We start from the raw sequence: 16,097 nt of genomic DNA on the forward strand, positions 1-16,097 counted from the left end.
CCTGTCCGCCGCCCGCCTCGGCCAGCGGGGCGTAGGGGAGGGCGGGGAGTTCGGCTTCACCCTCCCCTACGCCCCGCTGGCCGAGGCGGGCGGCGGACAGGAGAGGACGTGGGAGCTGTGGCTGCGCCCCTCGGCCGGGGCGGCGGCTTTGCGGATCTCGCGCATCCTCGACGACGTCTGGGACAAGCGGGAGATCTTCCGCTTCCCCGAGCACCGCACGGCCGCCTACCGTGCCGTCCCCTGCTACACGGCGGACAACGAACTCGACATCCGCCTGACGCCGCCCGCCTGAGCCCACCGCGCCTCGTGGACCGGAAGCCCCGCCCGGGGCATCCGGTCCGCTCCGGGCCGGACCCGCGCCGTTCGCTTCCCGGCCCCGGCCCCGCTCCCCGCCCCCTTGCGGACCGAAGGTGTCCGCAAGGGGTGGCAGACTCGGCGCCATGTTGGAGACCTCGGCACGTCTGCTGCGCCTGCTGTCCCTGCTGCAGGCCCACCGCGAATGGTCGGGCGCCGACCTCGCCGACCGGCTGGGTGTCACGCCGCGCACGGTGCGGCGGGACGTCGACCGGCTGCGCGATCTCGGCTACCCGGTCGACGCCAGCCCCGGCACGGGCGGCGGCTACCGGCTCGGCGCGGGCGCCGAGCTGCCGCCGCTGCTGCTCGACGACGACGAGGCCGTCGCCGTGGCCGTCGGGCTGCGCACCGCGGCCGGCCAGGGCATCGAGGGCATCGGGGAGACGTCCGTGCGCGCGCTCGCCAAGCTGGAGCAGGTGCTGCCGAGCCGGCTGCGCCGCCGGGTGAGCGCGCTCAACGCCGTCACGGTCCCGATGCTGCGGGCCCGTCAGGGCGCGGCCGTCGACCCGGCCCTGCTGACCGAACTGGCCCACGCCTGCCGCGACAGCGAGGTGCTGCGCTTCGCGTACCTGGACCACAACGGCACGGCCACCCGGCGCACCGTGGAGCCGCACCGGCTGGTCTGCACCGAGCACCGCTGGTACCTCGTCGCCTGGGACGTGGAACGGGCGGGCTGGCGCACCTTCCGCAGCGACCGCATCACCCCGAAACCTCCGCACGGGCCGCGCTTCGCACCCCGCACCCCGCCGGCGGACGACCTGGCCGCCTATGTCTCCCAGGGCGTCTCGACCCAGGTGTACGCGGCCCGGGCGGTGCTCACGCTCCACACCTCCGCCGAACGGGCCGCGGAGGTCATCGGCCCGTCGGTCGGGGTGCTGGAGGCGGTGGACGACAGCCGCTGCGTGCTGAGCACCGGCGCCCCGAACCTGGACGTGCTGGTGATCCACGTGATGCTGCTCGGCGTCGACTTCGAGGTCGTCGAACCCCCCGAGCTGACCGACCGGATCAGGACGGTGCGCGACCGGCTCTCCCGTGCGCTCGCCGCCGGCGGCGGACCTGTCACGCCGACCGATGATGGGGATCCTGTGAGGAAGCCGTGAATTCCCTGCACGGTGTCAATTCGCCGTGCCGAGGCGCACGGCGTAATTCCCGGTAATTGATTCCGCATGCTTTCCGGATTCCGGGGAATCAGAGAGAGCCGCGTTCGGAAGTGCCCGTTCGAGTGAACGAGTTCGAGCGGAACGGCCGCAGAACACGTGTCGGGATCCTGTGACAGAAGCGTGACCGGTGCGCTACGCCGGACTGCTGGCGACGATCACCCGTCCGGCTTCCGTCACCGTGTGCGGCCGCCTACGGTGGAGGGCATGGGAACCCCGCCGACTCCTCAGGAACAGCCCGACGACGCGCTCGACGCCTATGTCGGCCTCGACGCCGGCCCGGCCGAGCGGATCGCCCGCGACCGCGGCTGGTCGCCGGTGAGATCGCTGCCGCCCGGCTCGATCATCACCATGGAGTACATGGCGGGCCGGCTCAACTTCGAGGTGCAGGACGGGACCGTCGTCCGCTGCTGGAAGGGCTGACCGCCCCCGCGGCCGACCGCTCCACCGCGAAGGGCCCCGGCGCACGTCGTGCCCGGGGCCCTTCGGTTTCGTCCTCGCCCGCTCAGCCGCCCGTCACGTGCCGCGAGTGGGGCGGGCGTCTGCTGCCCGTCGGGGTGACGGGTGAGCGCTCGGAGCGCACCGCGTGCGCCCGCGGGGACGCGTGCGTGGCCGTCCGCGTGGTCGCCGCCGAACCGGACGGCCGGGCCGCGGTGCCGGCGACGGCGACCGGCTCGTGCGGCGCGCCGCCCTCCGGCTGCGGTACCGGGTCGCGCTGCGGCACGAGCCCGGGCCGCGGGCCGCCCGCCGCGACGGGCCGCGACGGCGTGAGCACCCGGCGGGAGCGCCACCGGTCCCGCAGGCCGAGGATCCAGGCCTCGGCGCGGCCGATCAGCGGCTCGCACCACGGCAGGGCCAGCAGGATCAGCAGCCCCGCCGCCCAGCCGAGGAGGACATCGCTCAGCCAGTGCGTACCCAGGTACACGGTGGTGAGCCCGACCCCGAGGGAGACCACGGCGGAGAGGGCCGACAGGTAGCGGCGCGCCCTCGGCGTCGTGGCGAGATAGGCCAGAATGCCCCAGGTCACCACGGCATTGGCGGTATGTCCGGAAGGAAATATATCGCCGCCCGCGAACAGCTCGGCCGAGCCGATCTGTGTCGCGTAGTGGGGGCCGAGCCGGCCGAGTCCGATCTTGACCGCGCCCACCGTGAGGTTCAGCAGCAGCAGAGCCGCGCCGAGCGCCAGGAGGGGCCTGAGGGTGTGCTGGCGCCAGGAGCGCCAGCCCAGCCATGCCGCCACCATCACGGCCGTCGGGCCGCGCTGGCCGAGCACCACGAAGTAGTCGAGGAACGCGTGCTGTTCGGGCCACTGCTCGTAGGGCCGGAAGAGCATCAGCTTCCAGTCGAGTGCCACGAGCCACGTCGACGCCAGCACGGCGACGACGATGGCCGCGTAGAACGCGGACGTCCCGCCGAAGAGGGCGAGACGCGTGCGGCTCATCCGCGGGATCTCTATCTTCGGCGGTTCCGGCTCCCGGTCCAGCCGGGCAAAGATGTCGGTACGCACCCAATCGACGTTACAGGGAGTGAGTGTCCGGTCAGGTCGATCCACTCCTTTCGTGATGCCTATGTGATGTGGAGTTTGTCTCAGCTCCACTCAATTCCGGGGCCCGCCCGGGAATTGCGGGGAAGGGCTTCCTCATTTGCCGCACGGCCCCCGCCAAGGGATTACGCGCCCCGGCGGCGAATGGTTCACCGCCGTTCCGTGCGGAATTTCCATGGCGTTCAGGGGCGGGCGCGATCCCCGCACGCGGCGCGGGGGAGTGGCGTACGACACACCGGGGCGCCGCGGGTCGTGAGAGATCGACCACGCGCACCGGACGGGAACTCGCGTACGCTGACGGCTCACTCGCCCGTCGATGCCGGGCGGCCCGCGGGACTCCTAGCAGCACCGATACGGGCCGGTCCGCCGAGCGCGAGGACTCTACGGGAGGTTCGTACATGTCGGTGACGACCACGGCCGGGGCACGTCTGCGCTCCGTCGGCGGCGGCGCCAACCGCTGGGTCGTCCTCTTCGTCCTGTGCGTCAGTCTGCTGCTGGTCGCGCTCGACGCGACCGTGCTGCACGTCGCCGTCCCCGCCGTCACCGAGGACCTGCGTCCGAACGGCGTCGAGCTGCTGTGGATCGTGGACGCCTATCCGCTCGTCTGCGCCTCGCTGCTCATCATGTTCGGCACGCTCGGCGACCGGGTCGGGCGCAGACGGCTCCTGCTGCTCGGCTACGCCGTCTTCGGCGCGGCCTCCGCGGTCGCGGCCTTCGCGCCGACCCCCGAGGTGCTCATCGGCGCACGGGTCCTGCTGGGTGCGGGCGGCGCGATGATCATGCCCGCCACCCTGTCGATCCTGCGCGACGTCTTCCCCGACCGGCGGGAGCGGGCCACCGCGATCGGCATCTGGACCGCCGTCGCCGCCGTGGGCGCCGCGACCGGGCCGGTGCTCGGCGGGTTCCTCGTCGAGAACTTCTGGTGGGGCTCGGTCTTCCTGATCAACATCCCGCTGATGGCGCTCATCCTGCCCGCGGGGAAGTGGCTGCTGCCCGAGTCGCGCGGCGACAGCGAGGGGCCCTGGGACGTGCTCGGCGCCCTGATGGCGGCCGGCGGCGTGCTGGGTGCGGTCCTCGGGGTCAAGCGGCTGGGCGCGGGCCACGGCCTGCTCGATCCCGGGGCCACCGGCCCGCTGCTCGCCGGCTGCCTTCTCGTCGTCCTCTTCGTGCGGCGGCAGCGGCGGCGCACGCATCCGCTCATCGACATGCGGATGTTCTCGCGGGCCGCCTTCACCACCTCCGTCGGCTGCATCGTGCTCGCCATGCTGGCGCTGGTCGGCCTGGAGCTGATCGCCGTCCAGTACCTCCAGCTGATCCTCGGGCTCAGCCCGCTGGAGACGGGCCTGCGCCTGCTGCCGCTGACCTTCGCCGCGATGGCCGCGGGGGCCACGGGCTCGTACACCCTCAGCCGCGTCGGGCCCCGCCGGATGGTCGGCTGGGGGTTCGTGCTGACCGCGGGCGCGGTGCTGCTGCTCGTCCTGATGGGGCAGCACGACCGGCCCCTGCTGCTCACCGCGGGGTTCGTGCTGCTCGGCTTCGGCCTCCAGACCACGCTCTTCGCCGCCTACGAATCCATGCTCAGCGAGGCCCCGCCGGAGCAGGCCGGCGGAGCCGCCGCCATCGGCGAGACCTCGTACCAACTGGGCGCCGGGATGGGCATCGCGCTGCTCGGCAGCGTGATGAACGCCGCGTACGGCCCCCCGGTCGCCGGGCTCGGCGGTGTGCCGCGCTCGGCGAGCGAGGCCGCGGCCCACTCCCTCGGCGAGGCGTACCAGGAGGCCGAACGGCTCGGCGGCGCCGCGGGCGACCTGCTGCGCACCACGGCCCGTCACGCCTTCGTCCACGGTCTGCACGTCACCCTGGTGGTCAGCGCCGGGCTGCTGCTGCTCGGCGCGGCCGCCGCGCTGCGCCTGCCCCGGCGCATGGAGGCGTCCGGCGCGGTGGAAGGGACGGGCACGGTCCCCGCGGCCCGGATGCCCGCCGCCGACATCCCCGAGCCCGCGTCCGGCCGGCCGGATCCCGGCGTCCCCACGGCCCGGCGGGCCGGTGAGCCGGAGCACCGCGGCGAAGGCGACGGCGTCCCCACGGCCCGGCGAGCCGGCGAGCCGGAGCACCGCGGCGAAGGCGACGGCGTCCCCACCGCCCGGCGGGCCGGGGGCGGCGCCCCCCTGCCGTGCGACCCGCAGGCGCGCTCCGTGCCCGAGGCGCCGGCCGGGCGCAGGGCGCCGAGCGCCGACGAACGTGAGCGCGCCGAGGCCGCCGGGTCTGGACGCGCGGCACACTGAGCCGTAACGTCAGGCGGTAACTAGCACTGCTAGTTTTTGCGCCTGTCGTCAGCAGTCCCGCCGTGAGAGCCGCCGGAGGTCACCCCATGTCCGCATCCTCGAAGCTCCCCGCCTTCGACCCCGCCGACCCCCTGGGCCTCGACGACCTGCTCGACGCCGAGGAGCTCGCGGTGCGCGACACCGTCCGCACCTGGGCGGCCGACCGGGTCCTGCCCCACATCGCCGACTGGTACGAACGCGGCGAGCTCCCCGTCATCCGCGAACTGGCCCGCGAGCTCGGCTCCATCGGGGCCCTCGGCATGTCGCTCGACGGCTACGGCTGCGCGGGCGCCTCCGCCGTCCAGTACGGCCTCGCCTGCCTGGAACTGGAGGCGGCCGACTCCGGCATCCGATCCCTCGTCTCCGTCCAGGGCTCGCTGGCGATGTACGCCATCCACCGCTTCGGGTCCGAGGAGCAGAAGCAGCGGTGGCTGCCCGGCATGGCGGCCGGGGAGATCATCGGCTGCTTCGGCCTCACCGAGCCGGACCACGGCTCGGACCCCGCGGGCATGCGCACCCACGCCAAGCGCGAGGGATCCGACTGGGTGCTCAGCGGCCGCAAGATGTGGATCACCAACGGATCCGTCGCCGGGGTCGCCGTCGTCTGGGCGCAGACCGACGACGGCATCCGCGGTTTCGTGGTGCCCACCGACAGCCCCGGCTTCTCCGCGCCCGAGATCACGCACAAGTGGTCGCTGCGGGCGTCGGTGACCAGCGAGCTGGTGATGGACGGCGTGCGGCTGCCGGGCGACGCCGTGCTGCCGGAGGTCACCGGCCTGCGCGGGCCGCTCAGCTGTCTGAGCCACGCCCGCTACGGGATCGTCTGGGGTTCCATGGGGGCGGCGCGGTCGAGCTTCGCAGCGGCGCTCGACTACGCGCGGACGCGCGAGCAGTTCGGCCGGCCCATCGGCGGCTTCCAGCTCACCCAGGCCAAGCTCGCCGACATGGCCGTCGAGCTCCACAAGGGGATCCTGCTCGCCCACCACCTCGGCAGGCGCATGGACGCCGGGCGGCTGCGGCCCGAGCAGGTCAGCTTCGGGAAGCTCAACAACGTGCGCGAGGCGATCGAGATCTGCCGCACCGCGCGCACGATTCTCGGCGCCAACGGGATCTCACTGGAGTACCCGGTCATGCGGCACGCGACCAACCTCGAATCGGTGCTCACCTACGAGGGCACCGTCGAGATGCACCAGCTGGTGCTGGGCAAGGCACTCACCGGCCTCGACGCCTTCCGGTAGTCCGGGGCCGGCGGGCGCCCTGCTCAGCTCTGGTTGAAGAAGCCGTCCTGCGAACGGCCCGCGGGATCCCCGCTGACGATCCGGGTGTCGGCGGGGGTCAGCAGGAACACCCGCGTCGCCACCCGCTCGATCGAACCGCGCAGACCGAAGCAGAGCCCCGCCGCGAAGTCCACGACACGCTTGGCGTCGCCGGGCTCCATCGAGGTCAGGTTCACGATGACGGGGACACCGTCACGGAACAGCTCGCCGATGCCGCGGGCGTCCCGGAACCCGTCCGGGGAGACGGTCGCGATCCGGCGACCCTCCTGCGACGCGGATTCGGAGGCCACGCGCACCCGGGGGTCGGTGACCCACGCGTCACCCGCCTCCTGGCCCTCGGCGTACTCGTCGTCGTAGTAACGCCCGTCGTCCTCGACGAGTCCCAGCCAGGCGCTCGCCTTGCGCACCGAACCCATGGACGCCTCCTTCCGCTGCTGCAGTGGTCGCACTGCGGTCTCTGTCGTATCCGCACCCCTATGGTCGTCCATAATGCGGATCGCACGCCAAGTGGATAGTCGGCGCGCAGGAGATTCGTGACGGTACTGGTGCAGAAGATGTGGCGATTCGTCAAGGTTCTTCCTGTGCAGGGGGCATGAGGGGATCAAAATATAAAAGTCGGACCAGACGGGTGACGCCGGGGGCGTCCGGGTGAACGGGCTCATCGATACGATGCCCCCGATGAGTTGAACGACTCCCGGGGGATCGTCTGTGTTCGGAATAGTCAGGCCCTGCACGCACCGGCTCGGTGACGCGCTCAGGACCGAGTGGATGGCGCATCTGTGCGGGCTCTGCCTCGCCCTGCGCGCCGACCACGGGCAGTTCGCCCGTGTCGTGACCAACTACGACGGCCTGATCGTCTCGGTCCTGACGGAGGCTCAGACCGAGCGCACTCCCGAGGGCCGCCGCACCGCGGGGCCCTGTCCGCTGCGCGCCATGCGCACCGCGCCCGTCGCCCGCGGCGAAGGCGCGAAACTGGCCGCCGCCGTGTCGCTCGTCCTCGCCTCGGCCAAGGTGCGCGACCACGTCGCCGACGGCGACGGCCTCCTGGCGCGCCGCCCCGTCGCCGCGGCCGCACGCCGGGTCGCCGCCGGCTGGGACCGGGCCGGCGCCCGCTCGGGGGCCGCGCTCGGCTTCGACACCGCCGTCCTCGTCGACGCGGTCGACCGGCAGACCGGCATCGAGGCGCTGGCGGGTCCCGGCACACCGCTGCTCACCGTCACCGAGCCCACCGAGACGGCCACCGCGGCCGCCTTCGCCCACACCGCGGTCCTGGCGGGCCGCCCCGGGAACACCGCCCCGCTCGCCGAGGCAGGACGGCTCTTCGGGCGGCTCGCGCACCTGCTGGACGCCGTGGAGGACCAGCACGCCGACGCCGCCTCGGGCGCCTGGAACCCGCTCACCGCGACCGGCACCCCGCTCACCGAGGCGCGCCGGCTCGCCGACGACGCGGTGCACGGCATCCGGCTGGCGCTGCGCGACGCCGACTTCACCGACGACCGCCTGGTGCACGTGCTGCTCGCCCACGAGCTGCGCAACTCCGTGGACCGGGCCTTCGGCACCACGACCTGCTCGCACCAGCCCGGGCCGTACCCGCCCGGCAACCCCTACGCCCCCGGCGGCCCCGGTGCTCCGCTGCCGCCCGAGCCGCCCCGGCGCGACCGGCGCGGTCTGATCGCGGGCTGCCTGGTGTGGGCCGGACTCGCCTGCACCTGCCAGATGTGCTGCGGGACCTTCGAGGACCCGTGGAGCGGGCAGCGCCGGGAGGGCATGTGCAGCAGCTGCGACTGCGGCAGCTGCTGCGACTGCTGCTCCTGCTGTTCGGACGGCTGCTCCTGCTGCGAGGGCTGCGACTGCGGCTGCGACTGCTGAACCGCCCACGCCGGGCCGGACGGCCGGGACCACGCCACGACGCCCCGCCAGGAGAGGTCCTGACGGGGCGTCGCACCGTGCCGGCGGCGGGCGACAGGCGCCGTGCCGGAGCCGGACGGCGGCGCGGCGCCGTCCGGCGGCCGGGTCACTTGATCTCGGGCGGCGAGATCTGCGAGGTCTCGATCGCCGACTCGGTCGTCCCCCACTTCTTCAGGATGCTGTCGTAGGTCCCGTCCGCCTTGAGCCTGTTCACCGCGGCCTGGAACGCCGGCGCCAGCGGCGTGCCCTTCTTGAAGGCGAAGCCGACGTCGAGGCGCTTGAACTCGTTGAGGAACGTCGTGCCCGGCTGCTGGGTCACCGCGTAGCGCAGGCCGTTGATGGTGCTCATCACGATGTCGCTGCGTCCCTGGTGGAGGGAGATCCACACGGCTCCGGGCTCCGCGTAGGTCTGCACCTCGTACGGCTTCTCGCCGGCGGCCTCGCAGACGCCCTTGTTCTTCTCCAGTACGGCCTCGAACGTGGTGCCCGCGCCGGTGGCGACCTTCAGCCCGCACAGGTCCTCGAAGGAGGACACCTTCTTCGCAGCGGACTTCTCCAGCGCGGCGAAGCCCTGTCCGTCGTTGATGTACGTGACGAAGTCGATGGTCTTGCGGCGCTCCTCGGTCACCCCGAAGTTGCCGGTGCCCACGTCGTACTTGCCGCTCCCGAGCGAGGGGAGGATGGCCTCGAAGCTGGCGACCTCGCGCTCCAGCCGCAGGCCGAGCACCTTGGCGACGGCGTCGGCGAAGTCGATGTCCTGGCCGACGAGGGTCCTGCCGTCCTTGAGGTAGGTGGCGTTCGGCGGGTTGCCGATGGCCGCCGCGATCTTCAGGGTGCCCCGGTTGCGGATGTCCTCGGGCAGCAGATCCGCTGCCGCCTGGTCCTTCTTCACCTGAGAGACGACGTCGGTGACGGGAAGCTCCCCCTGCCCGGCGGGCGCGGCGCCCTTGGCCGCCGGTGCCGGCTGCGCGGCCCCGCCGCCTCCGCCCCCGTCCGAACCGCAGGCGGTGAGGGACAGTGCGGCGGCGGTGATCAGCGCGAACGTCAGCGAGTGGCGTGTCCTGCTCATGAGACGTGGTTCTCCAGGTGTTTTTCGAACGGCAGATGGCCGATCGACTCCGGATCTGCGGACAGATCGAAGAGCGGGCGGTAACCGGCGGCCAGATAGAGGCCCTTGGCCTCGGGCTGCCGTGGTCCGGTGGTCAGGAAGATCCGTGCGTAGCCGCGTTCGGCGGCGTCGAGCTCCAGGACGCGCAGCACCCGCCGGGCGAGGCCCCGGCGGCGGTGCGCCGAGTGCGTCCAGATGCGCTTCAGTTCGGCCGTCGTCGCGTCGAAGCGGCGGTAGGCACCCCCGGCGACGGGCCGGCCGCGCTCCAGGAGCAGCAGAAAGGCGCCGTCGGGCGGGGCGAACTCCTGTGGTGCGTACCGCTGCAGGTCCTCGGCGGACCCGTAGCGGGTCAGGTACTCGTGGGCCAGCTCCGCGAGCAGCGGGCCGGCCAGCGGATCGTCGACCGTGGTCCGCCGCACGGTCAGCGCGGGGCCAGGGCTCGGGGTGACGGTCATGCGTGTCCCGGTGTCCTAGGTGGGTTGCCCGGTCGGGCCCGCCCGGTCCCGGCGGAGCGGGAGGGCAGGGCGGACGGAGGTGTGCGGAAGGGATGCGGCGAGGGGAGCCGCGGAGGTGCGGAGGGTGTGAAGGCACGCGTGGGCGTCAGGTGACGGACGGGAGGCGTGGCCGCCCGCTACGGGCGGCGTCGGCGGAACACCCCGGCGCGGAGCGCGGGGTTCACCGGGAAAGCGGCACGGCGGCCGGCGTCAGCGGACGCGACGGGACCGGTACAGCGGAGGACGGCTCAACAGGAAGAGGACCACACGCGACCGAAGTCGATGTGGGAGCGCGTGACCAGCCACTGCTGCGAATGCATGGCCCAAGTGGAGCAGGCTTCCGTATCCCCGTCAACTGCCGGGCGCCCAGGCGCCCACAGTCCGGACAGGCTTGACAGAACGGGTGCGCGACCGCTTACCTCGGGCACACGACCGCTGCTGAGGGGCTCGGTCGCCTGTGTGTCCCGTGAAGGCACCACCCGTGTTAGATCTCAGCATCCACGGAGCCTTCGCATGGCCGTGCCCACCGACGCCCTCCCCGTGTCGCCCCCCGCCGAGACCGACGACCAGTCCCCGCCGCCGCGCATCGTGCCGGCGCGCAGGACGGGCCAGTGGCTGGCCGCAGCCGTCGTCCTGCTGCTGCTGGCGGTGATCGGCACCTCCGTCGTCCGCAACGACGCCTTCCAGTGGCCCGTCGTCGGCGAGTACTTCACCTCCGCGTCCGTGCTGCGCGGCCTGGGACTCACCCTCTGGCTGACCGCCGTCGTCATGGTGCTCGGCTTCGCCCTCGGCACCCTGCTCGCCGTGATGCGCCTGTCCGCCAACCCGGTGCTCGCCCACGTCAGCCGCGGGTACATCTGGCTGCTGCGCTCCACACCGCTGCTGGTGCAGCTGCTCTTCTGGTTCAACATCGGCGCCCTGTACCCGCAGATCTTCGGCGTGCGGACCGTCGACCTGCTCGGACCGGTGACCATCGCCGTCATCGGGCTCACCCTCCACGAGGCGGCCTACGCGGCGGAGGTCGTCCGCGGCGGCATCCTGTCCGTCGAACCGGGCCAGATCGAGGCCGCCCAGTCGCTCGGCCTCGGGCGCGGACGCCGGCTGCGCAGGATCGTGCTGCCGCAGGCCATGCGCGCCATCGTGCCGCCGGCGGGCAACATGCTCATCGGCACTCTCAAGGGCACCTCGATCGTCAGCATCATCGCCGTGCAGGACCTGCTCTACTCCGTGCAGCTCGTCTACCACCGCACCTACCAGGTGGTGCCCCTGCTGCTGGTCGCCACCATCTGGTACGCGGCCGTCACCACGATCCTGTCCGTCGGGCAGCACTACGTCGAGAAGTACTACGCACGCGGCACGGTCGGTGCCCGGTGACCTCCCTCGTGATCATCGGCGCCGGGCCGCGGGGGACCGGCGTCCTGGAGAGACTCGCGGCCAGCGTGCCCGAGCTCTACGGCGACCTGCCGCTGGACATCCACCTCGTCGACCCCCACCCGCCCGGCGGCGGCCGGATATGGCGTCACGACCAGTCGCCCCTGCTGTGGATGAACTCCATGGCGGAGGACGTCACCATGTTCACCGACGACACCGTCCGGCAGGACGGCCCCGTACTGCCCGGCCCCACGTACGCCGAATGGTCCGGCACCGACGGACAGCGCTTCCCCACCCGGCAGGAGCAGTCCGCGTATCTGCGCTGGGTGTACGAGCGGGCGCGCGCCGCTCTGCCGCCGACCGTCACCGTCCACGAACACCGCACCACCGCCCTGCGGGTCGAGGGCCCGTACGGCGGGCGGCAGCGCGTACGGCTGGCAGGGCGCGACCTCCCCCTGGAAGCCGACCTGGTGGTGCTCACCCTCGGCCACCTGGACGCCGAACCGGACGCCGAGCAGCGGCGCCTCGCCGCCTTCGCCCGCCGCCACCGGCTGCTCCACCTGCCGCCGGACTTCACCGCCGACGCCGACCTGAGCGCCCTGCCCGCAGGCGAGGCGGTGCTCGTCCGCGGATTCGGACTCGCCTTCGTGGACCTCATGGTCCTGCTGACCGAGGGCCGGGGCGGACAGCACCGCGACGGGGAGTACGTGGCGTCGGGGCGTGAACCGGTGCTCTGGGTGGGCTCCCGCAGAGGCGTGCCGTACCGCTCCAAGATCGGCTACACCACCGGCGGCGAACGCCCGCCGCTGCCGCGCTTCTTCGGACCCGAGCAGATCGCCGAGCTGAGGAGCCGCCGCACCGCGCCGGACTTCCGGCGCGACATATGGCCACTCGTCGACAAGGAGCTGGGCTGGGCCCACTACCACCGGCTCTTCACCGCCCACCCCGAGCGCACCTCGGCGCCCTGGCCCGCCTTCGAGAAGGAGTACGCCGCCGCACGGCCGGGCAGCGCCGAACTGGCCGCGCTCGTCGCAGCGGCTGTCCCCGACCCCGCCGACCGGCTCGACCTCGGCGCGCTCGACCGCCCGCTCGCCGGAGTGCGCCACAGCTCGCCCGAGGCGCTCCAGGAGGAGCTGCGCGCCCACATCGCCGCGGACCTCGACCGGCGCCACGACCCCCGGTACAGCCCGGACCTCGCCGTCTTCCACGGACTGCTCTCGGTCTACGGCCAGTTGCTCACCCTCGGCGGCGACATCGGCGGCGGCTGGCACGGCTTCTTCAGCTACCTCGCCTCCGGCCCCCCGGGGCCCCGGCTGCGCCAGCTCCTGGCCCTGTCCCGGGCCGGCGTCGTCCGCTTCGTCGGCCCGGACATCACCGTCGGGACGGACGAGGAACGCGGCGTGTTCACCGCCACCGGGGCCACCCTGCCCGGTGAGCGGATCGAGGCCCGCGCCCTCGTCGAGGCACGGCTGCCCGACCCCACCCCGGAGCTGACCCGCAGCCCGCTGATGCGGTCCCTGTACGAGGACGGCGCGGCGGCCGGCGCCAGCGGACTGCTGGCGGTGGACCCCGCCGACGGGCGGGTGCTCGACCGTGCGGGGCGGGCGCACCCGCGCCGGTTCGCCCTCGGCCCGCACACCACCGCACGCGGCGGGGGCGCGTTCACCCGGCCCCGTACCGGCGGCCCGGCCTCGATCCGCTCACCGGGCAGGGTGGCCCCGGTGGCGGTGAACACGCCGCGTTCCTCGTCCGTCCCGACGGTGATGTCCGGGCCGACGAAGCGGACGACGCCGGCCCGGGACAGGGTCAGGAGCTGGCGCAGCCGGGCCCCTTCCACCGGACCCTCCGGACGCCGCCGCCCCGGCCGGCCCGCACGACGCACCCGCCGCCGACGGCGCCCCGCCGCTGCGGATCGTCCGCCTGCGCCACCCCTGGCGCTGGGTCGCCGTCGCCGCGACGGCGGTCATCGTCGCCCAGTTCGCCCACGGACTGGTCACCAACCCCGGCTGGGAGTGGGACGTCTTCGCCCGGTTCTTCACCGCGGAGACCGTGGTCAAGGCCGTCTGGGTCACCCTCCAGCTCACCTTCTACGGCACCGCCATCGGCTTCGCCCTCGGCATCCTGCTCGCCTTCATGCGGCTCTCCCACAGCCGCTTCCTCTCGGGCGTCGCCTTCACCTACATCTGGGCGTTCCGGTCGATCCCGCTCATCGTCCAGCTGCTGTTCTGGTTCAATCTCGCCTACCTCTACAAGGAGCTGCAGTTCGGCATCCCGTTCGGGCCCGGCTTCGTCTCCTTCGACACCATGGGCCTGGTCGGCGCGATGAGCGCGGCCGTCCTCGGTCTCGCGCTGCACCAGGCGGCCTACGCGGCCGAGATCGTGCGCGCCGGCGTGCTCTCCGTCGACAGCGGCCAGACCGAGGCCGCCGCCGCGCTCGGCATCCCCCGGCTGCGGCAGGTACGCCGGATCGTGCTGCCGCAGGCGATGCGCTCCATCCTGCCGAACGCCGCCAACGAGATCATCTCGCTCTTCAAGGGCACCTCGATCGTCTCCGTGATGGCGATCGGCGAACTCTTCTACCAGGTCCAGGTCGTCTACGGGCGCAACGGCCGGGTCGTGCCCCTGCTGATGGTCGCCACGGTCTGGTACATCCTCCTGACCACCGCGCTCTCCGTCCTCCAGCACTACGTCGAACGCCACTACGCCAAGGGAGCAGCGCGATGAGCGACGCCATGGTCGAAGTCCGCTCCGTCCACAAGAGCTTCGGGTCGCTGGAGGTGCTGCGCGGCATCGACCTCGACGTGCGCGCCGGCGAGGTCACCGTCGTCCTCGGCCCCTCCGGCTCGGGCAAGTCGACGCTGCTGCGCACCATCAACCACCTGGAGAAGGTGGACCGGGGCTGGGTCAGCGTCGACGGCACCCTGATCGGCTACCGCCGCTCCGGCGACAAGCTGTACGAACTCCCCGAGCGGGAGGTGCTCAAGCAGCGCACCCGGATCGGCTTCGTCTTCCAGAACTTCAACCTCTTCCCGCATCTGACGGTCCTCGACAACATCGTCGAGGCGCCCGTCTCGGCCCTCGGCCGGCCCCGCAAGGAGGCCGTCGCCGCCGCGCGGAAGCTGCTGGAGCGGGTCGGGCTCGCCGACAAGTCCGGCGCGTACCCGAAGCAGCTTTCGGGCGGGCAGCAGCAGCGGGTGGCCATCGCCCGCGCGCTCGCCCTCGAACCGAAGCTGCTGCTGTTCGACGAGCCGACCTCGGCGCTCGACCCGGAACTCGTGGGCGAGGTCCTCGACGTCATCAAGGACCTGGCGGCCCAGGGCACCACGATGATCGTCGTCACCCACGAGATCGGCTTCGCCCGCGAGGTCGCCGACACGGTCGTCTTCATGGACGACGGCCGGATCGTCGAACAGGGCCCGCCCGGCGAGGTGCTCGACCACCCCCGCCAGGAGCGCACCCGCGCCTTCCTCTCCAAGGTCCTGTGAGCGCGTCCGCCCACCGGTCCTGCCTCCCGTCCCGTCATCCCGGCCATCCGGCCCCTCGTCGCAAGGAGCACTTCGTGCCGTCCCGCCGCACCCTTCTCACCGCCGTAGCCGCCCTCGCCGCCTCCGCCACGCTCACCGCCTGCGGTACGAGCGACGCCGCCGACAACACCGTCAAGCCCGAGGGCCACAAGGGCGCGGGCATCAACATCGGCCCCGACCAGGACCGCATCCGCGGCAAGAAGAACGACGCCGCCGCGGCGAAGCTGCCCGCAGCGATCCGCGAGCGCGGCACGCTGCGCATCGGCGCCAGCGCCGACGCGTCGCCCCCGCTCGGTTTCTACGCCACCGACGACAAGACCCGCATCGGGTCCGAGATCGACCTGGCGACCCTGGTCGCCGACACCCTCGGACTGAAGGTCGAGTTCGAGGCGGTCTCGTGGGAGAACCTCTTCGTCGGCCTGGACAGCTCCAAGTTCGACGCCGTGTTCTCCAACGTCACCGTGACCGAGGAGCGCAAGGAGAAGTACGACTTCGCCACGTACCGGCTGGACGACCTCGCCTTCGAGACCAGGAAGGGCGCGGGCGCCATCAAGGGCCCCGCCGACGTCGCGGGCAAGAAGATCTCGGTGTCCTCCGGGACCAACCAGGAGAAGATCCTGGTCGACTGGAGCGAGCAGAACGAGAAGGCCGGACGCGAGCCGGTGGACATCGTGTACTTCCAGAAGGACACCGACTACTACCTGGCCCTCCAGTCCGGCCGGATCGACGCCCACCTCGGCCCCCACCCGTCCGCGGCCTACCACGTCGCCTCCGCCGGGCAGACCGAGATCGCCGGCAAGCTCTCCGGCGGCGGCGACCAGGTGCAGGGCAAGATCGCGGCCACCACGAAGAAGGACAGCGGCCTGGTCGAGGCGTACGCCGCCGCGATCGACCACGTCATCCAGGACGGCTCGTACGCCAAGGTGCTGGACCGCTGGGGGCTGGCGAGCGAGGCCGTCCCGAAGTCGGAGATCAACCCGCCGGGGCTGCCGAAGCCGCGGGACTGACCCCGCAGACCGACCCACCGCCACCGAAAG

At 72.6% G+C, this 16,097-nt stretch carries 12 protein-coding genes and 3 pseudogenes; 11 read left to right on the forward strand and 4 right to left on the reverse strand.

Translation table 11 applies throughout. From position 1 onward, the window contains the following. From EAO77_RS38840 to EAO77_RS25115, 3 genes and pseudogenes are all read left to right on the forward strand, one after another. Positions 1-292: pseudogene (locus EAO77_RS38840) on the forward strand (transferase); the annotation flags it as partial. A 148-nt stretch (positions 293-440) separates the two neighbouring features. Next, positions 441-1,454: a helix-turn-helix transcriptional regulator gene (locus tag EAO77_RS25110; RefSeq protein ID WP_147990543.1), complete on the forward strand. Its 1,014-nt coding sequence runs from the start codon at positions 441-443 to the stop codon at positions 1,452-1,454. Positions 1,455-1,718: 264 nt separating this feature from the next. Then, complete coding sequence (locus EAO77_RS25115) at positions 1,719-1,934, forward strand: I78 family peptidase inhibitor (protein WP_147990544.1); 216 nt, start codon at positions 1,719-1,721, stop codon at positions 1,932-1,934. A gap of 82 nt (positions 1,935-2,016) precedes the next feature. Here EAO77_RS25115 and EAO77_RS25120 read toward each other — a convergent pair whose 3' ends face one another. Then, the gene (locus tag EAO77_RS25120) at positions 2,017-3,018 is read right to left on the reverse strand and encodes a phosphatase PAP2 family protein (protein ID WP_147990545.1); all 1,002 of its coding nucleotides are present in this window, start codon (positions 3,016-3,018) and stop codon (positions 2,017-2,019) included. A gap of 434 nt (positions 3,019-3,452) precedes the next feature. Between EAO77_RS25120 and EAO77_RS25125 the strand changes: the two genes are divergently transcribed. Together EAO77_RS25125 and EAO77_RS25130 are read left to right on the forward strand one after the other, a co-directional pair. Next, a complete protein-coding gene (locus EAO77_RS25125; RefSeq protein ID WP_261994131.1) occupies positions 3,453-5,339 on the forward strand; it encodes an MFS transporter in 1,887 nt (628 codons plus the stop codon). An 86-nt stretch (positions 5,340-5,425) separates the two neighbouring features. Then, positions 5,426-6,616 (forward strand): acyl-CoA dehydrogenase family protein, encoded by a 1,191-nt coding sequence (locus EAO77_RS25130; protein WP_147990546.1) that lies wholly within the window; start codon positions 5,426-5,428, stop codon positions 6,614-6,616. Between the two features lie 23 nt (positions 6,617-6,639). Here EAO77_RS25130 and EAO77_RS25135 read toward each other — a convergent pair whose 3' ends face one another. After that, positions 6,640-7,071 carry a cell division protein SepF gene (locus tag EAO77_RS25135; protein ID WP_147990547.1) on the reverse strand — a complete coding sequence of 144 codons (432 nt, stop codon included), beginning with the start codon at positions 7,069-7,071 and terminating at the stop codon, positions 6,640-6,642. A 292-nt stretch (positions 7,072-7,363) separates the two neighbouring features. On the opposite strand from EAO77_RS25135, the gene EAO77_RS25140 reads away from it, so the two are divergent. After that, a complete protein-coding gene (locus tag EAO77_RS25140; RefSeq protein ID WP_147990548.1) occupies positions 7,364-8,524 on the forward strand; it encodes a DUF5685 family protein in 1,161 nt (386 codons plus the stop codon). A 145-nt stretch (positions 8,525-8,669) separates the two neighbouring features. Here EAO77_RS25140 and EAO77_RS25145 read toward each other — a convergent pair whose 3' ends face one another. Beyond that, a complete protein-coding gene (locus tag EAO77_RS25145) occupies positions 8,670-9,632 on the reverse strand; it encodes an ABC transporter substrate-binding protein (RefSeq protein ID WP_147990549.1) in 963 nt (320 codons plus the stop codon). Further along, a complete protein-coding gene (locus EAO77_RS25150) occupies positions 9,629-10,126 on the reverse strand; it encodes a GNAT family N-acetyltransferase (RefSeq protein ID WP_147990550.1) in 498 nt (165 codons plus the stop codon). The genes EAO77_RS25145 and EAO77_RS25150 overlap by 4 nt, the downstream gene beginning before the upstream one ends. 552 nt (positions 10,127-10,678) lie before the next feature. On the opposite strand from EAO77_RS25150, the gene EAO77_RS25155 reads away from it, so the two are divergent. The 5 genes and pseudogenes from EAO77_RS25155 (at position 10,679) to EAO77_RS25175 (ending at position 16,067) form a co-directional block, all read left to right on the forward strand. Next, positions 10,679-11,539 (forward strand): amino acid ABC transporter permease, encoded by an 861-nt coding sequence (locus EAO77_RS25155; protein ID WP_147990551.1) that lies wholly within the window; start codon positions 10,679-10,681, stop codon positions 11,537-11,539. Further along, positions 11,536-13,227, forward strand: a pseudogene (locus EAO77_RS25160) (FAD/NAD(P)-binding protein); the annotation flags it as partial. The gene EAO77_RS25155 and the pseudogene EAO77_RS25160, both read left to right, overlap by 4 nt. A gap of 142 nt (positions 13,228-13,369) precedes the next feature. Continuing rightward, a pseudogene (locus EAO77_RS25165) lies at positions 13,370-14,260 on the forward strand (amino acid ABC transporter permease); the annotation flags it as partial. An 8-nt stretch (positions 14,261-14,268) separates the two neighbouring features. Further along, a complete protein-coding gene (locus EAO77_RS25170) occupies positions 14,269-15,021 on the forward strand; it encodes an amino acid ABC transporter ATP-binding protein (RefSeq protein WP_147991019.1) in 753 nt (250 codons plus the stop codon). 74 nt (positions 15,022-15,095) lie between these two features. Continuing rightward, on the forward strand, positions 15,096-16,067 hold the full coding sequence (locus tag EAO77_RS25175; protein WP_147990553.1) for an ABC transporter substrate-binding protein: 972 nt from the start codon (positions 15,096-15,098) through the stop codon (positions 16,065-16,067). Positions 16,068-16,097: the final 30 nt, after the last annotated feature.

Source organism: Streptomyces sp. T39, from assembly GCF_008042045.1.
Classification (GTDB): domain Bacteria; phylum Actinomycetota; class Actinomycetes; order Streptomycetales; family Streptomycetaceae; genus Streptomyces.